This window comes from Aggregatilinea sp. (assembly GCF_036822615.1).
Classification (GTDB): Bacteria; Chloroflexota; Anaerolineae; order Aggregatilineales; family Aggregatilineaceae; genus Aggregatilinea.
Map to the genome: position 1 here is coordinate 10078 of NZ_DAISHJ010000029.1, position 17518 is coordinate 27595.

The 17518-nt window shown below is 61.4% G+C and carries 17 protein-coding genes and 1 tRNA gene; 17 read left to right on the forward strand and 1 reads right to left on the reverse strand.

The genetic code is table 11. From position 1 onward, the window contains the following. Together V7116_RS11105 and rpe are read left to right on the forward strand one after the other, a co-directional pair. Positions 1 to 2687 (forward strand): FtsK/SpoIIIE family DNA translocase (locus V7116_RS11105; protein WP_324391992.1); only part of this gene is annotated, 2687 nt, incomplete at its 5' end. Between the two features lie 93 nt (positions 2688 to 2780). Continuing rightward, on the forward strand, positions 2781 to 3446 hold the full coding sequence (gene rpe / locus V7116_RS11110; protein ID WP_324391993.1) for a ribulose-phosphate 3-epimerase: 666 nt from the start codon (positions 2781 to 2783) through the stop codon (positions 3444 to 3446). Between the two features lie 83 nt (positions 3447 to 3529). Here the strand turns inward: rpe and rpmB are convergent, their stop codons facing one another. Further along, positions 3530 to 3721 carry a 50S ribosomal protein L28 gene (gene rpmB / locus V7116_RS11115; protein WP_324391994.1) on the reverse strand — a complete coding sequence of 64 codons (192 nt, stop codon included), beginning with the start codon at positions 3719 to 3721 and terminating at the stop codon, positions 3530 to 3532. 100 nt (positions 3722 to 3821) lie between these two features. Between rpmB and V7116_RS11120 the strand changes: the two genes are divergently transcribed. The 15 genes from V7116_RS11120 (at position 3822) to V7116_RS11190 (ending at position 17497) form a co-directional block, all read left to right on the forward strand. Next, positions 3822 to 4178 (forward strand): Asp23/Gls24 family envelope stress response protein, encoded by a 357-nt coding sequence (locus V7116_RS11120; RefSeq protein ID WP_324391995.1) that lies wholly within the window; start codon positions 3822 to 3824, stop codon positions 4176 to 4178. 16 nt (positions 4179 to 4194) lie between these two features. Next, positions 4195 to 5892 (forward strand): DAK2 domain-containing protein, encoded by a 1698-nt coding sequence (locus V7116_RS11125; protein WP_324391996.1) that lies wholly within the window; start codon positions 4195 to 4197, stop codon positions 5890 to 5892. 27 nt (positions 5893 to 5919) lie between these two features. Continuing rightward, on the forward strand, positions 5920 to 6789 hold the full coding sequence (locus V7116_RS11130) for a DegV family protein (RefSeq protein WP_324391997.1): 870 nt from the start codon (positions 5920 to 5922) through the stop codon (positions 6787 to 6789). Next, positions 6789 to 7634 (forward strand): DegV family protein, encoded by an 846-nt coding sequence (locus tag V7116_RS11135; RefSeq protein ID WP_324391998.1) that lies wholly within the window; start codon positions 6789 to 6791, stop codon positions 7632 to 7634. Before V7116_RS11130 ends, V7116_RS11135 begins: the two co-directional genes overlap by 1 nt. Positions 7635 to 7648: 14 nt before the next feature. Beyond that, on the forward strand, positions 7649 to 10363 hold the full coding sequence (recG, locus tag V7116_RS11140) for an ATP-dependent DNA helicase RecG (RefSeq protein ID WP_324391999.1): 2715 nt from the start codon (positions 7649 to 7651) through the stop codon (positions 10361 to 10363). Between the two features lie 35 nt (positions 10364 to 10398). Then, entirely contained in the window at positions 10399 to 10926 is a 528-nt protein-coding gene (coaD, locus tag V7116_RS11145) for a pantetheine-phosphate adenylyltransferase (RefSeq protein ID WP_349258507.1), read from the forward strand. Positions 10927 to 10950: 24 nt separating this feature from the next. After that, the gene (locus V7116_RS11150; RefSeq protein ID WP_324392001.1) at positions 10951 to 11511 is read left to right on the forward strand and encodes a hypothetical protein; all 561 of its coding nucleotides are present in this window, start codon (positions 10951 to 10953) and stop codon (positions 11509 to 11511) included. Positions 11512 to 11616: 105 nt separating this feature from the next. Continuing rightward, a complete protein-coding gene (rpmF, locus tag V7116_RS11155) occupies positions 11617 to 11805 on the forward strand; it encodes a 50S ribosomal protein L32 (protein WP_324392002.1) in 189 nt (62 codons plus the stop codon). A 113-nt stretch (positions 11806 to 11918) separates the two neighbouring features. Next, a complete protein-coding gene (fabD, locus tag V7116_RS11160; RefSeq protein WP_324392003.1) occupies positions 11919 to 12872 on the forward strand; it encodes an ACP S-malonyltransferase in 954 nt (317 codons plus the stop codon). A gap of 189 nt (positions 12873 to 13061) precedes the next feature. After that, positions 13062 to 14405: a glutamine synthetase family protein gene (locus tag V7116_RS11165; RefSeq protein WP_324392004.1), complete on the forward strand. Its 1344-nt coding sequence runs from the start codon at positions 13062 to 13064 to the stop codon at positions 14403 to 14405. A 118-nt stretch (positions 14406 to 14523) separates the two neighbouring features. Next, complete coding sequence (locus V7116_RS11170; protein ID WP_324392005.1) at positions 14524 to 15036, forward strand: MogA/MoaB family molybdenum cofactor biosynthesis protein; 513 nt, start codon at positions 14524 to 14526, stop codon at positions 15034 to 15036. Between the two features lie 60 nt (positions 15037 to 15096). Next, positions 15097 to 15171: transfer RNA gene (locus tag V7116_RS11175), tRNA-Met, on the forward strand. Positions 15172 to 15288: 117 nt separating this feature from the next. After that, positions 15289 to 15624 (forward strand): hypothetical protein, encoded by a 336-nt coding sequence (locus V7116_RS11180; protein WP_324392006.1) that lies wholly within the window; start codon positions 15289 to 15291, stop codon positions 15622 to 15624. A gap of 121 nt (positions 15625 to 15745) precedes the next feature. Then, positions 15746 to 16306: an adenylate kinase gene (locus V7116_RS11185; protein ID WP_324392007.1), complete on the forward strand. Its 561-nt coding sequence runs from the start codon at positions 15746 to 15748 to the stop codon at positions 16304 to 16306. Between the two features lie 126 nt (positions 16307 to 16432). Continuing rightward, positions 16433 to 17497: a serine/threonine protein kinase gene (locus V7116_RS11190; protein ID WP_324392008.1), complete on the forward strand. Its 1065-nt coding sequence runs from the start codon at positions 16433 to 16435 to the stop codon at positions 17495 to 17497. Positions 17498 to 17518: the final 21 nt, after the last annotated feature.

The window sequence follows — 17518 nt, forward strand, 5'->3', positions numbered from 1 at the left end:
AGACGAGCACGCCGTCTGCCGCACGCTCCGCACGCACGTCTCAACGCGCGCCTATTACTAAACGTACCAGTCCCATCGAGCGCATTCGCACGATCGCTCAACGACTGCGCAAAACGCTGACCGATCCGGCCTTCTGGCAGCGCCTGCGCGATCAACTTCCCCCCTGGACCGACGAAATCGTCGCCATCTTGTTGATCGTGCTCGGCGTCGTGATCATTACCGCCCTGCTCAACACGACCTCACAGGCCGCGTTGTCCCGCGCAATTTCACGGCTGCTGCGCCAGGTGTTCGGCTCTGGTGGCTACCTCATCGCCATCGGGGTGATGGCAGCCGGTGCGATCATCCTGCTGCGCAAGTTCGGCATTGTGATCCGGCTGGGCTGGACACGGATCGTCGCGCTGGAAATAGCATTCGGCGCGGTGCAAGCGCTCCTGCATATCCTGGCGAACGATCCCGAACCCCGCGCATTGGCAGCGGACGGCGGCGGCGGCGGATATGTGGGCTGGGCGCTCAGCCAGCTTACTGCGGGGGCCGGTCGCGGCATCTCGATCGTCCTCTTTACCATCGTCCTGATCGCCAGCACGATCCTGCTGTTCGGCCTGCGCCAGGCCCATTTCATCGCGGCGACGGCCTGGATCAGCGCCCAGCTTGAGCGCAGCCTCGCCCGGCTGGACGAAGTTCTGCCCCCCGACGCCGTCCGCTCAGGATCGGCGTCAGACCGCCGCGCGCCAATGGTCAGCCGCTCCAGCCGTCTGGGGCACGTCGCGCCCGACGAGAGCAACACACGTACACCCTACAGCCGTCCATCGGTTGTGCCGCGCGACGACGCTTCCGCTGAGGCCAGCGAAGAGCAGGCGACTGCCGCGGCAAAACCAGACCGTCCCAGCCCGGATCGCGCCGCGCAGACCCGCAACATGCGCCTGCACCGTGACGGCGAACCATCGCTCAGCAAGGAAGAACGCAGCAAGCTCATTGAAGAAACGCGGCGCAGCCTTGGCGCGGATAACGGTCGCAGCCTGATCGCGCCCGGCGCGCCCGGCGAGCGCCCCTCGATCGTCCCGCGCGATTATGCCAGCCAGGGCAACGGCGTCGTTGCGGCGGGAAAGATCCGCGAAAGCGACGACGGCACGCCAGAACGCTATTTCACAGTCGAGGACTTCCGCGAGATCAAGAAGGTCGGTAAGCGCGAAGAAGTCCTGCCGCCGCTGGAAATCCTCGACGCCGTCGAGCTGGACAAACCGACCGAAGAGGAAATCAACACCAACGCGCGCATCATCAAAAACACGCTGCTGGAATTCGACGTCGAAGTCGAAGTCGTGGACGTGAAGGTCGGCCCCACGGTGACCATGTATGCCGTGTCGCCGTACACCGAAACGGTCACCGACGAGGGCGAAACCGTCACCAACCGCGTGCGCGTCGGCCAGATCGCCAACCTGTCCAGCGACCTTGCGCTGGCCCTGTCCGCCAAGCGGCTGCGCATCCAGGCCCCCGTCCCGGGACATTCGTACGTCGGCGTGGAGGTTCCCAACCGCAAGCCGAGCACGGTCACGCTGCGCCCGGTGATCGAGTCCGAGAATTTCTACAAGAATCGCCACAATCCCTTGGTGATGCCGCTGGGACGCGACGTGTCCGGCGAGGCGTTCATTGCCGATCTGCAAACCATGCCGCATTTGCTCGTTGCGGGCACGACCGGCTCCGGTAAATCGATCATGCTGGCGGCCATGACCACGGCGTTCGTGCTGAACAACCCGCCGGATCGCCTCAAGCTGATCCTGCTCGATCCCAAGATGGTGGAACTGAGCCGTTTTAACGGCCTGCCCCACTTGCTCGGTCCGGTCGAAACCGAGCTGGACCGCATCATCGGCGTGTTGCGCTGGGCCACGCGTGAAATGGAGCGGCGGTATAAGCTGCTCGAAAAAGAAGCCGCACGCAACATCGAGATCTACAACAAGCTGCTGGGACGGCGGCGCAAAGACGAGCACCTGCCTTACCTCGTGATCGTGATCGACGAGATTGGGGACCTGATGATGCAGCGGCCCGACGAAACCGAGCGCGCCCTGACCCGTTTGGCGCAGATGGCCCGCGCCGTCGGCATTCACCTGATGGTCGCTACGCAGCGCCCCAGCGTGGACGTGATCACGGGGCTGATCAAGGCCAACTTCCCGGCGCGCATCTCGTTTGCCGTCGCGTCGAGCATGGACTCGCGCGTGGTGCTCGACTACACCGGCGCGGAAACACTTATGGGCCGGGGCGACATGCTCTACCTCGCCGCAGATGCCGCCGGGCCGCAGCGTATCCAGGGCTGTTACATTTCGGATGAAGAGGTCAACGAAGTCGTTAGTTACTGGCGCGACTGGTACGACAAAGAAATCGAGGCCGGGAACATGGAGGCGCCGGGTGTTGCGCCGTGGGAACGCGGTTTGACGCGGCGCGAGGTGTTATCCGAAACCGACCCGATGCTGGAGGAAGCGATCGCGTTGGTGGTAAGCGAAGGCGAAGCCTCCGCGTCCCTGATCCAGCGGCGGCTTGGGCTGGGCTATCCGCGTGCGGCGCGCCTCGTGGATCTGATGCACGAACTGGGCATCATCGGTCCGGCACAGCCCGGCGGCAAGAGCCGCATCGTGACCGTCAAACCGGGCGACGATCCGTTCAAACAGTTGGTGGATAAGCGGCTCAAAAACCGCTGATCGAGCCGCGTACGCATTGAGATAGACTTAAATCTCTATTGCTTTTTGGTCGCGTTACCAGTAACATACGCCGCGCATCTGTAGGAGGTCCGCTTGGCTTCGCCTTTATTGATCGCCCCATCTATTCTTGCCGCCGACTTCGCCCGTCTGGGCGAGCAAATCCGGCAAGCTGAAGCCGCAGGTGCAGACCAGATTCATATCGACGTGATGGATGGGCGCTTCGTCCCCAACATCACAATGGGTCCGCTGGCCGTCGAAGCCGCACGACGTGTAACGTCTCTGCCGCTCGACGTGCACCTGATGATCGTCCATCCTGAGGATCACATCCAGCCCTTTGCCAAAGCCGGGGCCAACATCATATCGGTCCACGTCGAAACGTGCCCCCACCTGCACCGTACCGTCCAGCAGATCCGCGAAGCAGGCGCGCGCCCATCGGTCGTGCTCAACCCCGGCACGCCCGCCGTCGCCGTGAAGGAAATCCTTCCGTTCGTAGACATGGTGCTGGTCATGACTGTCAACCCGGGTTTTGGCGGGCAGGCGTTCATCCCGCAAATGCTGGGGAAGATCAGCGAAATTCGGGCAATGCTGGACGCGTTGGGCAGCAGCGCCGATATACAGGTGGACGGGGGCATCGACGTGACAACGGCACCGCAGGTCGTGCGCCACGGCGCGAACGTCCTGGTCGCAGGCACGGCGATCTTCCGCGCGCCGGAGGGCATCGTTGCGGCGACTCAGGCGCTGCGTGAGGCCGCGCAATGAAGCTGGCGATGGGCATAAACACGAAAGCCAGCGCGGTGCGCTGGCCCTTGTGTGTCAGTTTGGCAGTGCGGTGCGAGCTGACTCTAGCGAGCCTTCGCGTCCTTGCTCATCGTCTTGATGCACTGCGTGCAGACGTACTTGCTCACCAGGCGGCCATTTTCCATCACCTTGATGCGCTGGATGTTAGGCCGGAACTGGCGATTGGTCTTGCGGTTTGAGTGGCTGACATTGTGCCCAAACTGAGGGGTCTTGCCACAGACTTCGCACTTCGCCATGAGACTACCTCGCCCACGAAACTGTTCCAAATAAGCGGACGCCATGCTACCATAGAGCGAACAGTAAAGCAAGGGCTTTATACTCACATGAGAGTAACGTATGACCACCGATGAGACATCACGCGGCATGATCGAGATTTCGCCAAACGCGATTGCCTCGCTTGCCGGCCACGCGGTATTACAGACTTACGGCGTGGTAGGCATGGCATCGCCCAATCTGGCCTCGGACCTGGTCGCCAGCCTCACGCGCGACCCGCATCGCGGGATTCAGGTCCGGCAGGACACTTCCCAGATCATCATCGACGTCTATGTGGTGATCGAGTACGGCACGCGCATCGCGTCCGTCGCCAACAGTTTGATTAACGCGGTCCGCTATACTGTAGAGCAGAGCATCGGCATTCCCGTGGGCCAGGTGAACGTGCACGTTCAGGGTCTGCGCGTCAGCCGCCATGAGTGAAAGCACGGCAGTCACTATGTCACAACACACTTCCGAAACCCCGGCTGCGCATCGCGCCTGCGACGGGCAAACCCTGAAACAGTTGGCCCAGGCCGGGCGCGATTGGCTCGACCAGCATCACGCCCTCGTCAATCAGCTTAACGTCTTCCCTGTGCCGGACGGCGACACCGGGACTAATATGCTGATGACGATGCGCAACGCCATCAAAGAAATCGCCGCCGATGACAGCGGCCACGCGGGACACATCGCGGCACGCATCGCTCATGGCGCAATGATGGGATCGCGCGGGAACTCCGGCACGATTCTATCGCAGTTGTGGCAGGGTTTTGCCCACGCGCTGAAGGATCAGCGGGTGATGACCGCCGAACTGGCCGTGCACGGCATCCGTGAAGCCGCCGACACCGCCTACCGGGGCGTGATCAAACCCGTGGAAGGCACAATCCTAACTGTAGCGCGCGAAGCGGCGGAAGAAGCCGAAGCTGCGTACCAGGACACACAGGATCTCGAAACGATCCTGGCGCGCGTGGTGGATCGCGCCAAAGACGCGGTCGCGCGGACGCCGCAAATGCTCCCCATCCTGCAAAAAGCCGGCGTGGTCGATTCCGGTGGGAGCGGGCTGGCCTATATCCTGGAAGGAATGCTGCGCTACGTTCGCGGAGAAGCCGTGACAAGCCTGGACGTTGAGATCACACAAACGCAAGAAGATTTAGCCGCCACCCTCGCCCCCGAAGATGAAATGGGCTACGGGTATGACGTGCAGTTCATCATCAAGGGCGACAGCCTCAACGTCAACGTCATCCGCTCCGCCATCGACGCGATGGGCTGGTCCACGCTGGTCGTAGGCGACGACCAAGCCGTCAAAGTTCACGTTCACGTCCACGATCCGGGCATCCCGCTGAGCTACGGCGTCAGCCTGGGCGCGATCTCGGACATCGTGGTCGAAAACATGCAGGAACAGTTCCAGGACTACGTGCGCGATCGTTCGGAAGGCACAGGGCTGTTCGAAGGTGCGCACGAAGAAGAAGAGGACGTTCCCGCGTTTGACCTGGAACCCGGGGACATCGGCGTCGTTGCCGTCGCGTCCGGGTCGGGATTAGCACGCGTCTTCAAGCAGTTAGGCGCAACGCAGCTCGTCATGGGCGGGCAAACGAATAACCCGAGCACGCAGGAGATTCTGGAAGCCGTCCAGCGCGTGCCCACCTCTAAGGTGATCTTGCTGCCCAACAACAAGAATATCATCCTGGCTGCCGAACAGGCCGCGCGCCTCGCCACTAACCAGGAAGTGATCGTCGTGCCGACTCGCAGCATGCCCCAGGGCATCAGCGCCCTGCTCCCTTACGATCCGAAGGGTGAGCTTCAGGACGTCGCCGAAGCGATGGCCGAAGCCAAAGACGAAGTCGTCACGGGCGAGATCACGACCGCCACGCGCAGCGTGGAGATCAACGGCGTAGAAGTCGAGAACGGCCAGATCATCGGCCTGATCGACGGCATGCTGTCCGTCTCCGGCGACAACCTCGACAACGTCATGCAGCAAGTGCTGCAGCAGATGCAAGTCGAGCAGCGCGAACTGGTCACCCTGTACTACGGTGACGGCATACAGCAACCGGACGCCGCCGCAATGGTCGAGCGGCTTCAGGCGCAGTATGCAGATCAGTCCTTCGAGCTGGTGCAGGGCGGCCAACCGCACTACCACTATATCTTGAGCGCGGAATAATGAGTTCGATCAGAGAAGGGGTGCCCTGTGGGTAAAATTCGGATTGTGACCGACAGTGCGGCACAGTTCGTGAATCCCGAGATCGTCAAGCGCTATAATATAGAGGTCGTGCCGCATACGGTCCACCTCGGCACACAGTCCTTCCGCGAGGGAATCGATCTCGATACGGAAGCGTTCTTCCGGCTGCAAAACCAGTCGAACGCGCCCGTCACGCTGTCTGCGCCCAGCGTCGATGCCTTCACATCCGTCTATGGTCGGCTCAATCGCAGCACGGACAAGATTCTGTCGCTGCACATGTCGCGTGCATTCGGCGCGACATGGAACAACGCCCGCAGCGCGACGAAATCCCTGCTGGGACGCTGCGAAATCGTCGTGCTCGATTCGCTCACGACCTCCATCGGCCTCGGCATGCTGGTCGAAGCCGCGGCGCGCGCCGTCGAGGACGGTCTGCCGATGGACGAAGTCGTGCGCATCACGCGCGGCATGGTCCCCCATATTTATATCGTTGTCTATGTCGAGTCGATGGACTACCTGCGGCGGAACGGTCTGCTGAGCGAGTCCCAGTCGATCCTCGGCGCGATGCTCAACATCAAGCCCTTCCTGACGATCGAAGACGGCGAAATCATCCCGATGGAAAAAGTGCGCACCGAAGGTCAGGCCGTCGATAAGCTGGTCGAGTTCGTCACCGAATTCTCCGATGTGGAGAATCTCGTCATCCTGCAGAACACGCCTTACGCCACCGACACGATCCGAACGCTGCAAGAACAACTCGCCCTTGAGTTTCCGGGCCGCAGCTTCCCCTCTTTAATGTATGGCCCCAGTCTTGCCGCGCTGATCGGCACGGACGCGACAGGTATCGTGGTCTATGAACGTGACGAGGACGAGGATGTGTTGTAATGGCACGTATCCTTGTCGTGACCGACAGCACCTGCGACTTACCCGCAGAGTGGATCCGGCAGTACGATATCCGCATTGTTCCCACATATGTCCAGTTCGGCCAGGAAAGCTTTGCCGACGATGGGGTGCAAATCACGCGGACTGAGTTTTACCACCGCATGGTCTCGTCGCCTTTTCACCCCACCACTGCCGCCGGGTCCGTGGGCGAAACCAGCGAAGCGATGGCACGAGCGCTGAACGACGCGGATCACGTGATCGGCATCACGGCGGCGGCACAGCTCAGCGGCCTGTTCAACACGTTCCGTCTGGCTGCCGAGGATACCGATCCGGCGCGCGTGACTCTGATCGACAGCCGCCAGACCAGCATGGGCCTGGGGTGGCAGGTCTACGTGGCGGCAAGCATGGCGCAGGCCGGGGCCAGTGTGGAAACTATCACCCTGCGCATCCAGCGCATGCAGCCCTTCATTGAAGTGTATGCCGCGCTCGATACGATGGAGCACCTGCGGCGCAGCGGGCGTGTCGGATGGGCGACCGCAGTCATGGGTAATTTATTCCAGATCAAACCCATCGTCTCTTTGCATGAAGGTGTGGTATCCTCGGTAGCGCGGGTGCGGACGAGCCATCGCTTATTTGAAGCGCTGGTCGAGCTGGCGCACCATCTTGCACCGTTCGATTATCTGGCAATCATGCACACCGTAAATCCCAACGGCGCGCAGCGGCTGCGCGACGCGCTCGCGGATATTCGACCCGAGACACCGGTTCCCATCGTAGACGCGACCCCCGTTCTGGGCGTGCACGTGGGGCCTAACGGCATCGGGCTTGGCATCGTGCGTAAAATAACCTAAATAGGGGACATTACATGCCTTCGGCGTTGGAAACCCTGGTAAAAATCCTGAAATTAGAACAGGACACCGGCTACAAGAACACGGCGGTTATTGGCGGTTTGCAGTCGTTTGCGACCAATTGGGTGCGGGAAGCGCACCAACAGGCCAAGCGCCCGGAACATCACCAACTGGTAGACGAAATGGTCGTACGGCTGGAGCAGTACCCGGCCATCGAAGGGCTGGAAGACCGGCACGAAGCGATCCGGTATATGCTGGGACGCATCATGGGGCGCATCCCGGCCCCGCCCGATCTGCCGCCCTCGCAGTATGCCGAAACGCCCGCACCGGCCCCTGTGGTCGAACCATCGCCTCCGGAAGCGCCGCCTGCGCCTGAACCAGCTCCCGTGCGCGCCGAAGCGCCACCATCTCCGGCGCCGCAGCGTACGCCGCAGCCCAAGCGGACCAGTGCGCCGCCCAGGCCAAAGCCTGCGCCGCGTGTTACAGACGAAGAAGACGATGAAAATGACGGCGGCGGCTTTGGCGACGACGAGAACGACGATTGGTTCGCTACGTCTGGCCCATCCGACTGGAAGCCGCCCGTCCCGGAACCCGTATCCCGGCCCGCATCGCGCGCACCGCGCCGCCCGCACCGAGAAGCGCTGTCATTCGAGGAAGTCGAAACACGCCTGAAAGAGATGAGGACGCCCGTCACCGCGCTGCACAAGGTCGGTGACAAAATGGCCGACAAGCTGGGGCGGCTGGGCATTGCCACCATTCAGGACATGCTCTACACCCTGCCGCGCCGCTACGACGATTACCGTGAGATGCGGACACTCAATCACGTCAGTCCCGGCGAGCACATTACGGTCGTCGCGGCAGTGCGCTCGGTCACGAAAAAGGAAGGGCGTGGCAAACGCCCCTACTTGCTCGTGCTGCTCGATGACGGCACAGGCACAATACAGGTCACGTTCTTCGGCCAGCCGTGGTTGCAGCGGCAGTTCCGGCGCGGCAGCCAGCTCGTGCTCAGCGGACAGGTCGATCTGTTCCGCGGCCAGTTGATGATGACCAATCCCGAGTGGGAACTGTTGGAACGCGACAACATCCATACGTGGCGCATCGTCCCGGTGTACCCGCTCACCAAAGGCCTAACCGCGCGCACCATGCGGCGCATGATGAGCGAAACAGTCGAGACCTATGCACCCCGCATGCCGGATTATCTACCGGTCAGCGTGCAGGATCGCACCGAACTGGCCGATCTCGACTGGGCGCTGGAACAGGTTCACTACCCCAGCTCGTTTGAAGATCTCACCCACGCGCGGGCGCGTCTGGCGTTCGATGACTTGTTCTTGTTCCAGATGACGCTGATGGGCAACCGCCGCGACTGGCAGGCGCAACCCGGCCAACCGCTGCACGCCGAGGACGAGTGGCTCAACAGTTACATCGCTGCCCTGCCCTACCCGCTGACGGGCGCGCAGCAGCGCTCCCTGAGCGACATCCGCATGGACCTCGCTGCAAACGTGCCCATGAACCGCCTGCTGCAAGGCGACGTCGGCTCCGGCAAGACAGCGGTCGCCTCGCTGGCTCTGGCGATCGCGGTGCGCGCTGGGAAACAAGCCGCGATCATGGCACCTACCAGCATCCTGGCCGAACAGCACTTCCGCAGCATCGGCAACTTCCTGAGCCTTGCGCCGGGCGACGAGCAGATCCAGGTGCGCCTGCTGACCGGCAACACCAACGAAGCGGATCGCCAGGAAATCTATGCCGGGCTGGCCGAAGGGCGAATTCACGTCGTCATCGGGACGCACGCCCTGATCCAGGACACGGTCACGTTCCGCGATCTGGCGCTCGTGGTGATCGACGAGCAGCACCGCTTCGGCGTCAACCAGCGCGCTGCACTGCGCAGCAAGGGTGAAAATCCGCACGTGCTGGTGATGACGGCCACTCCCATCCCGCGCACACTGGCGCTGACGATCTACGCCGACCTCGATCTGAGCGTGATCGATGAGATGCCCCCGGGCCGCACGCCGATCCAGACGCGCGTCCTTCAGCCGTCCGAGCGCGAGCGCGCGTACAGCTTCATCCACGCGCAGTTGGACCGGGGCCGACAGGCGTACATCGTTTATCCCCTGGTGGAAGCCTCGGATCAATTGGAGGAAACGGGCGCTGCTACAGTCGAATACGAGCGGCTGCAAAAACAGGTCTTCTGGCGCTACCGCGTCGGCCTGCTGCACGGCCAGATGTCGCCCGCCGAAAAAGAAGCGGTGATGGCGCAGTTTGCTTCGGGGCGGCTGGATGTACTGGTCGCCACCTCGGTGATTGAAGTGGGCATCGACGTGCCAAATGCCAGCGTCGTGCTGATCGAAAACGCCGAACGGTTCGGCCTCGCCCAGCTTCACCAGCTTCGTGGGCGTGTCGGGCGCGGCACGCACGAATCGTACTGTCTACTGGTCGCCAGCAGCCCACAGGCCGCACAGGATCAGCGCTTGCAGGCAATGGAACAGACCAACGATGGTTTCAAGCTGGCCGAAATCGACTGGCAGCTTCGTGGAGCCGGGGATCTACTCGGCGTGCGGCAGAGCGGCATGGGCCAGTTCCAGTTGGCCGAGCTGATGAACCCGCAGTTAGTCGAGCTGGCGCAGCGCGAAGCGCGCACCGTGTTTGCTGAAGATCCCAATCTGACCCAACCTGAGCATTACCTCCTGTCGCGGCGCATCCGTGCCGCGCTGGGTGAACACGCTGACGTGAGCTAATCCGGTACGAAAGAGGACGGACAATTTTGGCTTCTCTGCGACGAGCACTCTATCCAGGCTCCTTTAACCCGATCCACTACGGCCACCTCGACATCGCACGGCGGGCGCTGGGCCTGTTCGACGAGCTGGTGATTGCGATCTATGTCAGCCCTTCCAAGCCGGATCTGTTCGATATCGAAGAACGGCTGGCGCTCGTTAAGGAATCATTTAAAGATGAGACTCGTGTACGGGTTGCGTCATATAGCAAATTAACTGTAGACTATGCGCATGATGTGGAAGCAACTGCCATTGTGCGCGGGCTGCGTGTATTCTCAGACTTCGAACTGGAATTCCGCATGGCACTGGCAAACCGGCGGCTGGCCCCGGACATCGAGATTGTAAATTTTATCGCCGCCGAAGAACACATTCATATCAGCTCCAGCACCATTCGTGAGATCGCGTCACTGGGTGGGGACGTATCCACAATGACGCCGGCTCACGTCGTTACGGCGCTGAAGCGGCGGTTCGCGGAGTTGAAACAGCAGGGATCTGGGTCGTCATTTGTGGTGAGTTTGGCAGATTAATAGCTGTCCGATTGGAGAGGGGCAATGGACATCCAACATCTGGTCGATCGGCTTGAGGATTTAATCGACGAGGGCCGTCACATCGCGTTCAGCAAATACACGATGATCGACGAGGAGCACGCGCTGGAAATTATCGACCAGATGCGCATTTCCGTGCCCGAGCAAATCGAAAAAGCGTCGCGCATGATCAACCAGCGCGACCGTATGATGGCGCAGGCCAACGAAGAAGCGACGCGCATCGTTGAGCTGGCCCGCGAGCGCAGCCAGGAATTAGTTGAGCGCGATGCAATCGTGCAGACGGCCAACAACCGGGCGAAGAATATCATCGATCAGGCGCGGCGCGAAGCCGACCAGATCCGCGCAGAAGCCGACGCTTACGTGCTCCAGGCGCTCAAAGAACTGGAAGCGCAGCTCATCAAGAACCTGACCGTGACGCGCAACGGCATCGCCAAAATCGTGGACGAGCGTGAAGCCGCACAGGCTCGCGTCCAAACGACCTACGAGCAGGCACCTGCGCCCGATACGGACATGGCGCCCGAACTGGTCGAACAGGACGTTGAAGTCCGGCCATTCTCAACAAAATAGTCAATCAGCTGCGCTGCGCCTTGACAGGCGCTTGCTCACTGCTTTATAATGCCCCCGTCGTTGGACGCGCTGCCACGGCATTGGCATGGTTAAGGAGAACGGTTTATGGGTCCGCTACCCAAGCGAAAAGTGTCGAAAACCCGTCGTGACAAGCGACGTTCGCATGACCACCTGAGCCCGATGCACTTGGTGGTCTGCCCCGAATGCAACCAGTACAAGCCTGCACACCAGGTATGCCCGAACTGCGGTTCATACAAGGGCCGTGAAGTTCTGGCAATTGAAGAGGAAGCCTAGCTTCCCGGTTTTTTGCGAATGCAATCAGAGCCGTGCCCAACCAGCGCGGCTCTTTGCGTTTCTGGAGCCAATGCGCCCCGGTGAATAGAGTTCAGTCATAAGGAGCCATGAACATGAGTGAGTGGACGACTACCGCATTTGTGTTTCCCGGCCAGGGATCTCAGGAAGTCGGCATGGGGGCCGATCTGGCGGAGCGCTTCCCCGCCGCGAAAGCGGTCTTTGAGCAGGCGGACCAGATTCTCGGCGTCTCGTTGAGCGATCTATGCTTCAACGGTCCCGCCGAAGAACTCAACGACACGTACAATACGCAGCCCGCGCTTTACGTGATGGGCATCGCTGTACTGCGCGTGCTGGAAGCCGCACTGCCCACCCCGCCCCGCCCGGCTTTCGTCGCAGGCCACAGCCTGGGCGAATTCACCGCGCTGACGGCATCCGGCGCGCTGAGTTTCGAAGACGGCGTGCGGCTGGTCCGCGAGCGTGGACGGCTGATGAAGAAAGCGGGTGAACGCACGCCCGGCGCGATGGCCGCCCTGCTCGGCCTGAGCAGCGACGTCGTGCGCGAGTTGTGCACCGAGGCCAGCGCTAAAACCGGGAAACCGGTCGTGCTCGCCAACGACAACTGCGACGGACAGTTGGTCATCTCCGGCGACAAGGATGCGATCGAGGCCGCGATGCCGCTGGCGATGGAACGCGGCGCGAAGAAGGTCGTCCCGCTGACCGTCAGTGTCGCGTCGCACTCCCCGCTGATGGAATCGATCAGCGCGGAGTTCCGCCAGCATCTCGACCAGACCGCTTTTACGGCCCCCACGCTTCCGGTCATCGGCAATGTCAGCGCCGCGCCGCTCAGCACCGTGGACGAAATCCGCTTTGAACTAGGCGCGCAGCTCACCTCGACCGTGCGCTGGACGGAATCAGTCGGGTACATGCTGAATCAGGGTGTGCAGCGGTTCGTAGAACTCGGACCGAAGGACGTGCTCAGCGGCCTGATCAAGCGCATTGACCGGAGCGCCCAGCGCGCCGCGCTCAATAATGCGGCGGCGGTAGAGGCTTTTCTGGGAGATCTGTGAGCAAAACGCCCCAATAATGTGCAAGCTGCACAGTTTATGGGACGTTTCAGGGCAACTGATACGGAGGGTTCGATCGGAACCCTGATATCTTTGTCAAATTGCACAAAAATCACCCTTGATGTTTCTTGGGACATCCTATAAATTCAGACCGTAGTCTTCTAAAACAATGTCCCAAGGGAGATACACTGTATGGACGACAAGGCCCGTGAAATTCTGGAAATCGCAAAGGCAGAAAACGTACTCTTTATCGATCTCCAGTTCACTGACATCTTGGGGGTTACGAAAAGTGTAACGATTCCGACCAGCGGGCTTGAGGAGTCCCTCGAACGCGGCACGTGGTTCGACGGCTCATCCATTTACGGTTTCGCGCGCATTCAGGAATCGGACATGATTTTGCGCCCGGACCCGAACACCTTTCGCATTTTGCCCTGGACGCGTAACAGTTCGGCAGGCGTGCGTGCCCGCATCTTCTGCGACATCCAGACGCCCGAAGGCGAACCGTTCCCCGGCGATCCGCGCGGCGCGCTGCGCAAGGCGCTCGCCCACGCTGAGGCGCTCGGCTTCAGCTACAACACCGGCCCGGAACTCGAATTCTTCCTGTTCCGCAACGGCGGCGCGGTGACGGAAGCTGTCCCGCATGACATCGGCGGCTACTTCGACTTCTCGCCCAACGACGAGGCCGAAATCGTCCGCAGCGACATCGTGAACGCGCTGCAAGCGCTCGACATCAACGTCGAAATGAGCCACCATGAAGTCGCCATCGGCCAGCACGAAATCGACTTCCGTTATGGCTACGCGCTCCAGTCCGCTGACAACGCCATGACGCTGAAGTATGCGGTCAAGGGTGTTGCAACCAGCCACGGTCTGTTTGCGACCTTCATGCCCAAGCCGATCTTCGGTATCAACGGCAGCGGTATGCACGTGCACCAGAGCATGGTCGACAGCAGCGGCAAGAACATCTTCTTCGACCCCGACGGCCAGATGAAGCTGTCCGAAGTCGCGCAGCAGTTCGTCGCCGGTCAGCTTGCCCACGCGCGTGCGCTGGCGGGTGTCGTTGCCCCGACCGTCAACAGCTACAAGCGCCTCACCCCCGGCTACGAAGCGCCGGTGTACGTCTGCTGGGCCCAGCGCAACCGCTCGGCGCTCATCCGCGTCCCGCGCTACTCGCCCGGTCGTGAAGCCAGCACCCGCGTTGAGCTGCGCTTCCCCGATCCGAGCTGCAACCCGTATCTGGCGTTCGCGGCCATGCTCGAAGCGGGTCTCGATGGCATCGAGCGCAAGCTCACCCCGCCGGAGCCGGTGACGGACGATGTGTTCCACTGGTCGAAGGAAGAGCGCGAAGCCAAGGGCGTGGATACGCTGCCCGGCACGCTAGAAGAAGCGCTCGACGAACTGGCGAAGGACGAGGTCGTCCGCAACGCACTCGGCGATCACATCTACGTGGCCTACGACCGTGCCAAGCGCGAAGAGTGGGAAGAATACCGCATTCACGTCAGCGAGTGGGAAACCAAGCGCTACCTCACCACGATCTAGCCCGGCATCACTTTCCCAATGTGCTCACTCAGGGGCGGCATACCAATGCTGCCCCTGTTTGCGTTTTAGGGTAAGATTAACTATCGGCTTGCGCACCCTACCCCAAATGGAGGTTATCATGGCGTCGAGCACCGACCAACACAAAGCTATTGCGCGGCAGCAAGGTCCTGTGCCGATCGCCATCGTCACCGTCAGCGACTCGCGTACGCCCGACACGGACGAAAACGCGATCTACCTGCGCGAGCAGATCACTGCCGCAGGCCATACGGTCGCGGGTTACCGGCTGATCAAAGACGAGGCCGATCTCGTCGCGGGTGTTCTGGATGAACTGGCGGGCGGTCCGGCGCGGCTCATCCTCTTCAACGGGGGCACCGGCATTTCCCCCCGCGACCGTACGTACGATGCGTTGAGCCGCAAGCTCGAAAAGACGCTGCCCGGGTTCGGAGAGCTGTTCCGCATGTTGAGCTACGATCAGGTTGGCGCAGCGGCGATGCTCTCCCGCGCGACAGCGGGCGTCTATCGCAATACCGTGATCATCTCGACGCCCGGCTCTCCGGCAGCGGTGCGTTTGGCGTGGGAAAAGCTGATCGCGCCCGAGATCGCGCATCTGGCCTGGGAAGTCATTCGATAGCATTTACGGGGAAAATTAGCATTGACGCTCCCCTCAGAACTGGTATAATCATCCTCGTCTGGCGACGTAGCTCAGCGGTAGAGCAGGGGACTCATAAGCCCTGGGTCATGTGTTCAAATCACATCGTCGCCACCACAAACACCCTTCAGTGAAGGGTGTTTTTTTATCCCTCACTGCCCCACTTTCCAGATTCCGCGCTCCCGCCTACACTTAGGTCAAAATACCCCGGTTGGTGGCGTCAGGAGCGACCCCATGACCAAACGACCGAACCCTTTCAACCAAGCGGCGCTGGAAGAAGCGCTGATCGAACTGGGATGCCCCACTTCCTTTCTTTCGACTACTGTCAGCAATTACCGGCTTTTTGTCCCCCTGCTTTTCGCGGAGCTTGGCGAGGAACGCACGTTCCAACTGCTCTACGGCGCGCATAAAGATCTGGGACTGGGCGATCAGGAAACGGCGTGGCGCACCTCGGTCAAGCACATCGTTGCCTGGGCGCAAACCGTGGTCGAAGAATATAAGCTGCGGCGCGGCGGCACGCTGGAAATCACCGTGGTAGAAGACGATACGATGCAGCCGCGCCTGCTTTAGTTGACCATCGATCGTTGTTTGCGTTTTTCTGAACAGGGCAAGGTTGGATACAATGTATCCCGCATTCTAATGAGATTTTCCGTGCACCTTACGAGGTAATCCAATGAGTTCAGCCTTCATTATGTTCTTTGGCCCTCCCGGCTGCGGCAAGGGAACGCAGGCCAAGCGCGTCACCGAGGAATTCGGTCTGGCGCAGATTTCTACCGGCGAGCTGTTCCGCAAGCACCTCGGCGAAAAGACGACGCTGGGGCTGCAAGCACAGGAATTCATGTCGCGCGGGGCGCTCGTGCCGGATTCGATCACCATTGGCATGGTCCGCGAGCGGCTTCAGGAACCCGACGCGCAGGCGGGCGCGATTTTCGACGGGTTCCCCCGCACCGAAGCGCAGGCCGAGGCGCTCGACGCGCTGCTGGCCGAGCTGGGCGGGAAGCTGTGCATGGTCGTCGATTTCAGCGTTCCGCTCGCCGTCTCGCGCGAGCGTTTGCTGGCCCGGCAGGAAGGCCGCGCCGATGACAAGCCAGAAGTGATCGACAAGCGCCTGAACGATCACGCCGCGATCGAGGCCGCCGTCATGCCGCATTACCACGCCCAAGAGGGTCTGGTGCGCGCTGTGGACGCGACCCGCTCGATTGAAGCGATTTACGAAGACGTCCGCGCTTTGGTCAAATCCTGCATCGACTAAGTACAATCTAACTGCCGCCGCCACGGGGAGACTGTTACAGATCCCCCCGTGGCTCTACCTGGGCCGCCTCCGCCTGCTCTACCGTTCCGATACAGCAGGCGTCACCGATCACCGATAGTGCCGACGATGAGCGAACGCCCTACATCTCAACCATTGCTGCCCGGCAGCTCTCTGGGCCATTTCTTCATTCGTGAGCTCATCGGGCGTGGGCGAACCGCGGTCGTATACCGCGCGTTCGATCCCCGGCAGCGCCGGGACGTGGCCCTCAAAGTCTTCTACAACGTGATATCGGACGATCCGCAGGCGGTGGAGTGTTTTATCGAAGAAGCCGCCGCGCTCCAGGCGCTCAACCACCCCACCCTTGTGCGCATCCTGACGTGCGATCACGAGGGCGACACGTTTTATATGGCGATGGACCTGCTGCGCGGCGCGACCCTGCGCGATCTGCTGACTGCACAGCCCGCCGGGCTACCGCACGATCAAGCCCTGGCGATCTTCCGCGAAATCGCGCAGGCGGTCGCGTACATTCACACGCAGGGGGTGATGCACGGCAACATCAAGCCGGATAACATCTTTATCCGCCCGGAGGGGCAGCCCATCCTCGCCGGATTCAGCCTGCCCTGTATGCGGACCACGACTGAAGCGGTCGAAGGCGATCCGCCCGACATCGGCTCGCTGACTTATCTGGCACCCGAACAGGTGACGCACCGCACCACGACGCCCCAAAGTGATATCTACACGCTCGGCATTCTGCTGCACGAGCTAACCACGGGAGACGTACCCTTCCGCGCGGGAACGCGCGACGCGCTCACCTACCAGCACCTCTATACCACCCCCCTGCCGCCCTCGCAGCGGCGTGTTGGCGTCGATCCGCGCATCGATGCGGTTGTACTGCGGGCGCTCAGCAAAAACCCGCGCATTCGCTACCACTCGATCTCCGATCTGCTGCACGATCTGGATCAGGGCGCGCTGGAAGCGAAATACCGGACGGTGGTGCTCGAGAAAGAAGACGCGCGCGAAGTGCGCTGCCAGCAGACGGCCCTGCTCCGCAGCCGTCCCGCCTCGATCCCGTCCCCGGTTCCTCAGGAACCGGCGGAGCTGCCACATCCGCGCAACGTGCTGCCGCTGGCAATCACGATCGTGACGCTGCTCATCATGGTCGCCGTCGTCGTGGGACTGCTGCTCGCCTGACACAAAAACGCCGCCTTCAAG

Excerpts from the sequence above, each read along its gene's own strand:
- V7116_RS11170 (WP_324392005.1), top strand. The coding sequence starts at position 14,524 with ATGGCGTCGAGCACCGACCAACACAAAGCTATTGCGCGGCAGCAAGGT.
- V7116_RS11180 (WP_324392006.1), top strand. The coding sequence starts at position 15,289 with ATGACCAAACGACCGAACCCTTTCAACCAAGCGGCGCTGGAAGAAGCG.
- recG (WP_324391999.1), top strand. The coding sequence starts at position 7,649 with ATGCCTTCGGCGTTGGAAACCCTGGTAAAAATCCTGAAATTAGAACAG.
- V7116_RS11125 (WP_324391996.1), top strand. The coding sequence starts at position 4,195 with ATGTCACAACACACTTCCGAAACCCCGGCTGCGCATCGCGCCTGCGAC.
- rpmB (WP_324391994.1), bottom strand. The coding sequence starts at position 3,721 with ATGGCGAAGTGCGAAGTCTGTGGCAAGACCCCTCAGTTTGGGCACAAT.
- V7116_RS11120 (WP_324391995.1), top strand. The coding sequence starts at position 3,822 with ATGACCACCGATGAGACATCACGCGGCATGATCGAGATTTCGCCAAAC.
- fabD (WP_324392003.1), top strand. The coding sequence starts at position 11,919 with ATGAGTGAGTGGACGACTACCGCATTTGTGTTTCCCGGCCAGGGATCT.
- V7116_RS11165 (WP_324392004.1), top strand. The coding sequence starts at position 13,062 with ATGGACGACAAGGCCCGTGAAATTCTGGAAATCGCAAAGGCAGAAAAC.
- V7116_RS11190 (WP_324392008.1), top strand. The coding sequence starts at position 16,433 with ATGAGCGAACGCCCTACATCTCAACCATTGCTGCCCGGCAGCTCTCTG.
- V7116_RS11150 (WP_324392001.1), top strand. The coding sequence starts at position 10,951 with ATGGACATCCAACATCTGGTCGATCGGCTTGAGGATTTAATCGACGAG.
- V7116_RS11135 (WP_324391998.1), top strand. The coding sequence starts at position 6,789 with ATGGCACGTATCCTTGTCGTGACCGACAGCACCTGCGACTTACCCGCA.
- rpmF (WP_324392002.1), top strand. The coding sequence starts at position 11,617 with ATGGGTCCGCTACCCAAGCGAAAAGTGTCGAAAACCCGTCGTGACAAG.
- V7116_RS11185 (WP_324392007.1), top strand. The coding sequence starts at position 15,746 with ATGTTCTTTGGCCCTCCCGGCTGCGGCAAGGGAACGCAGGCCAAGCGC.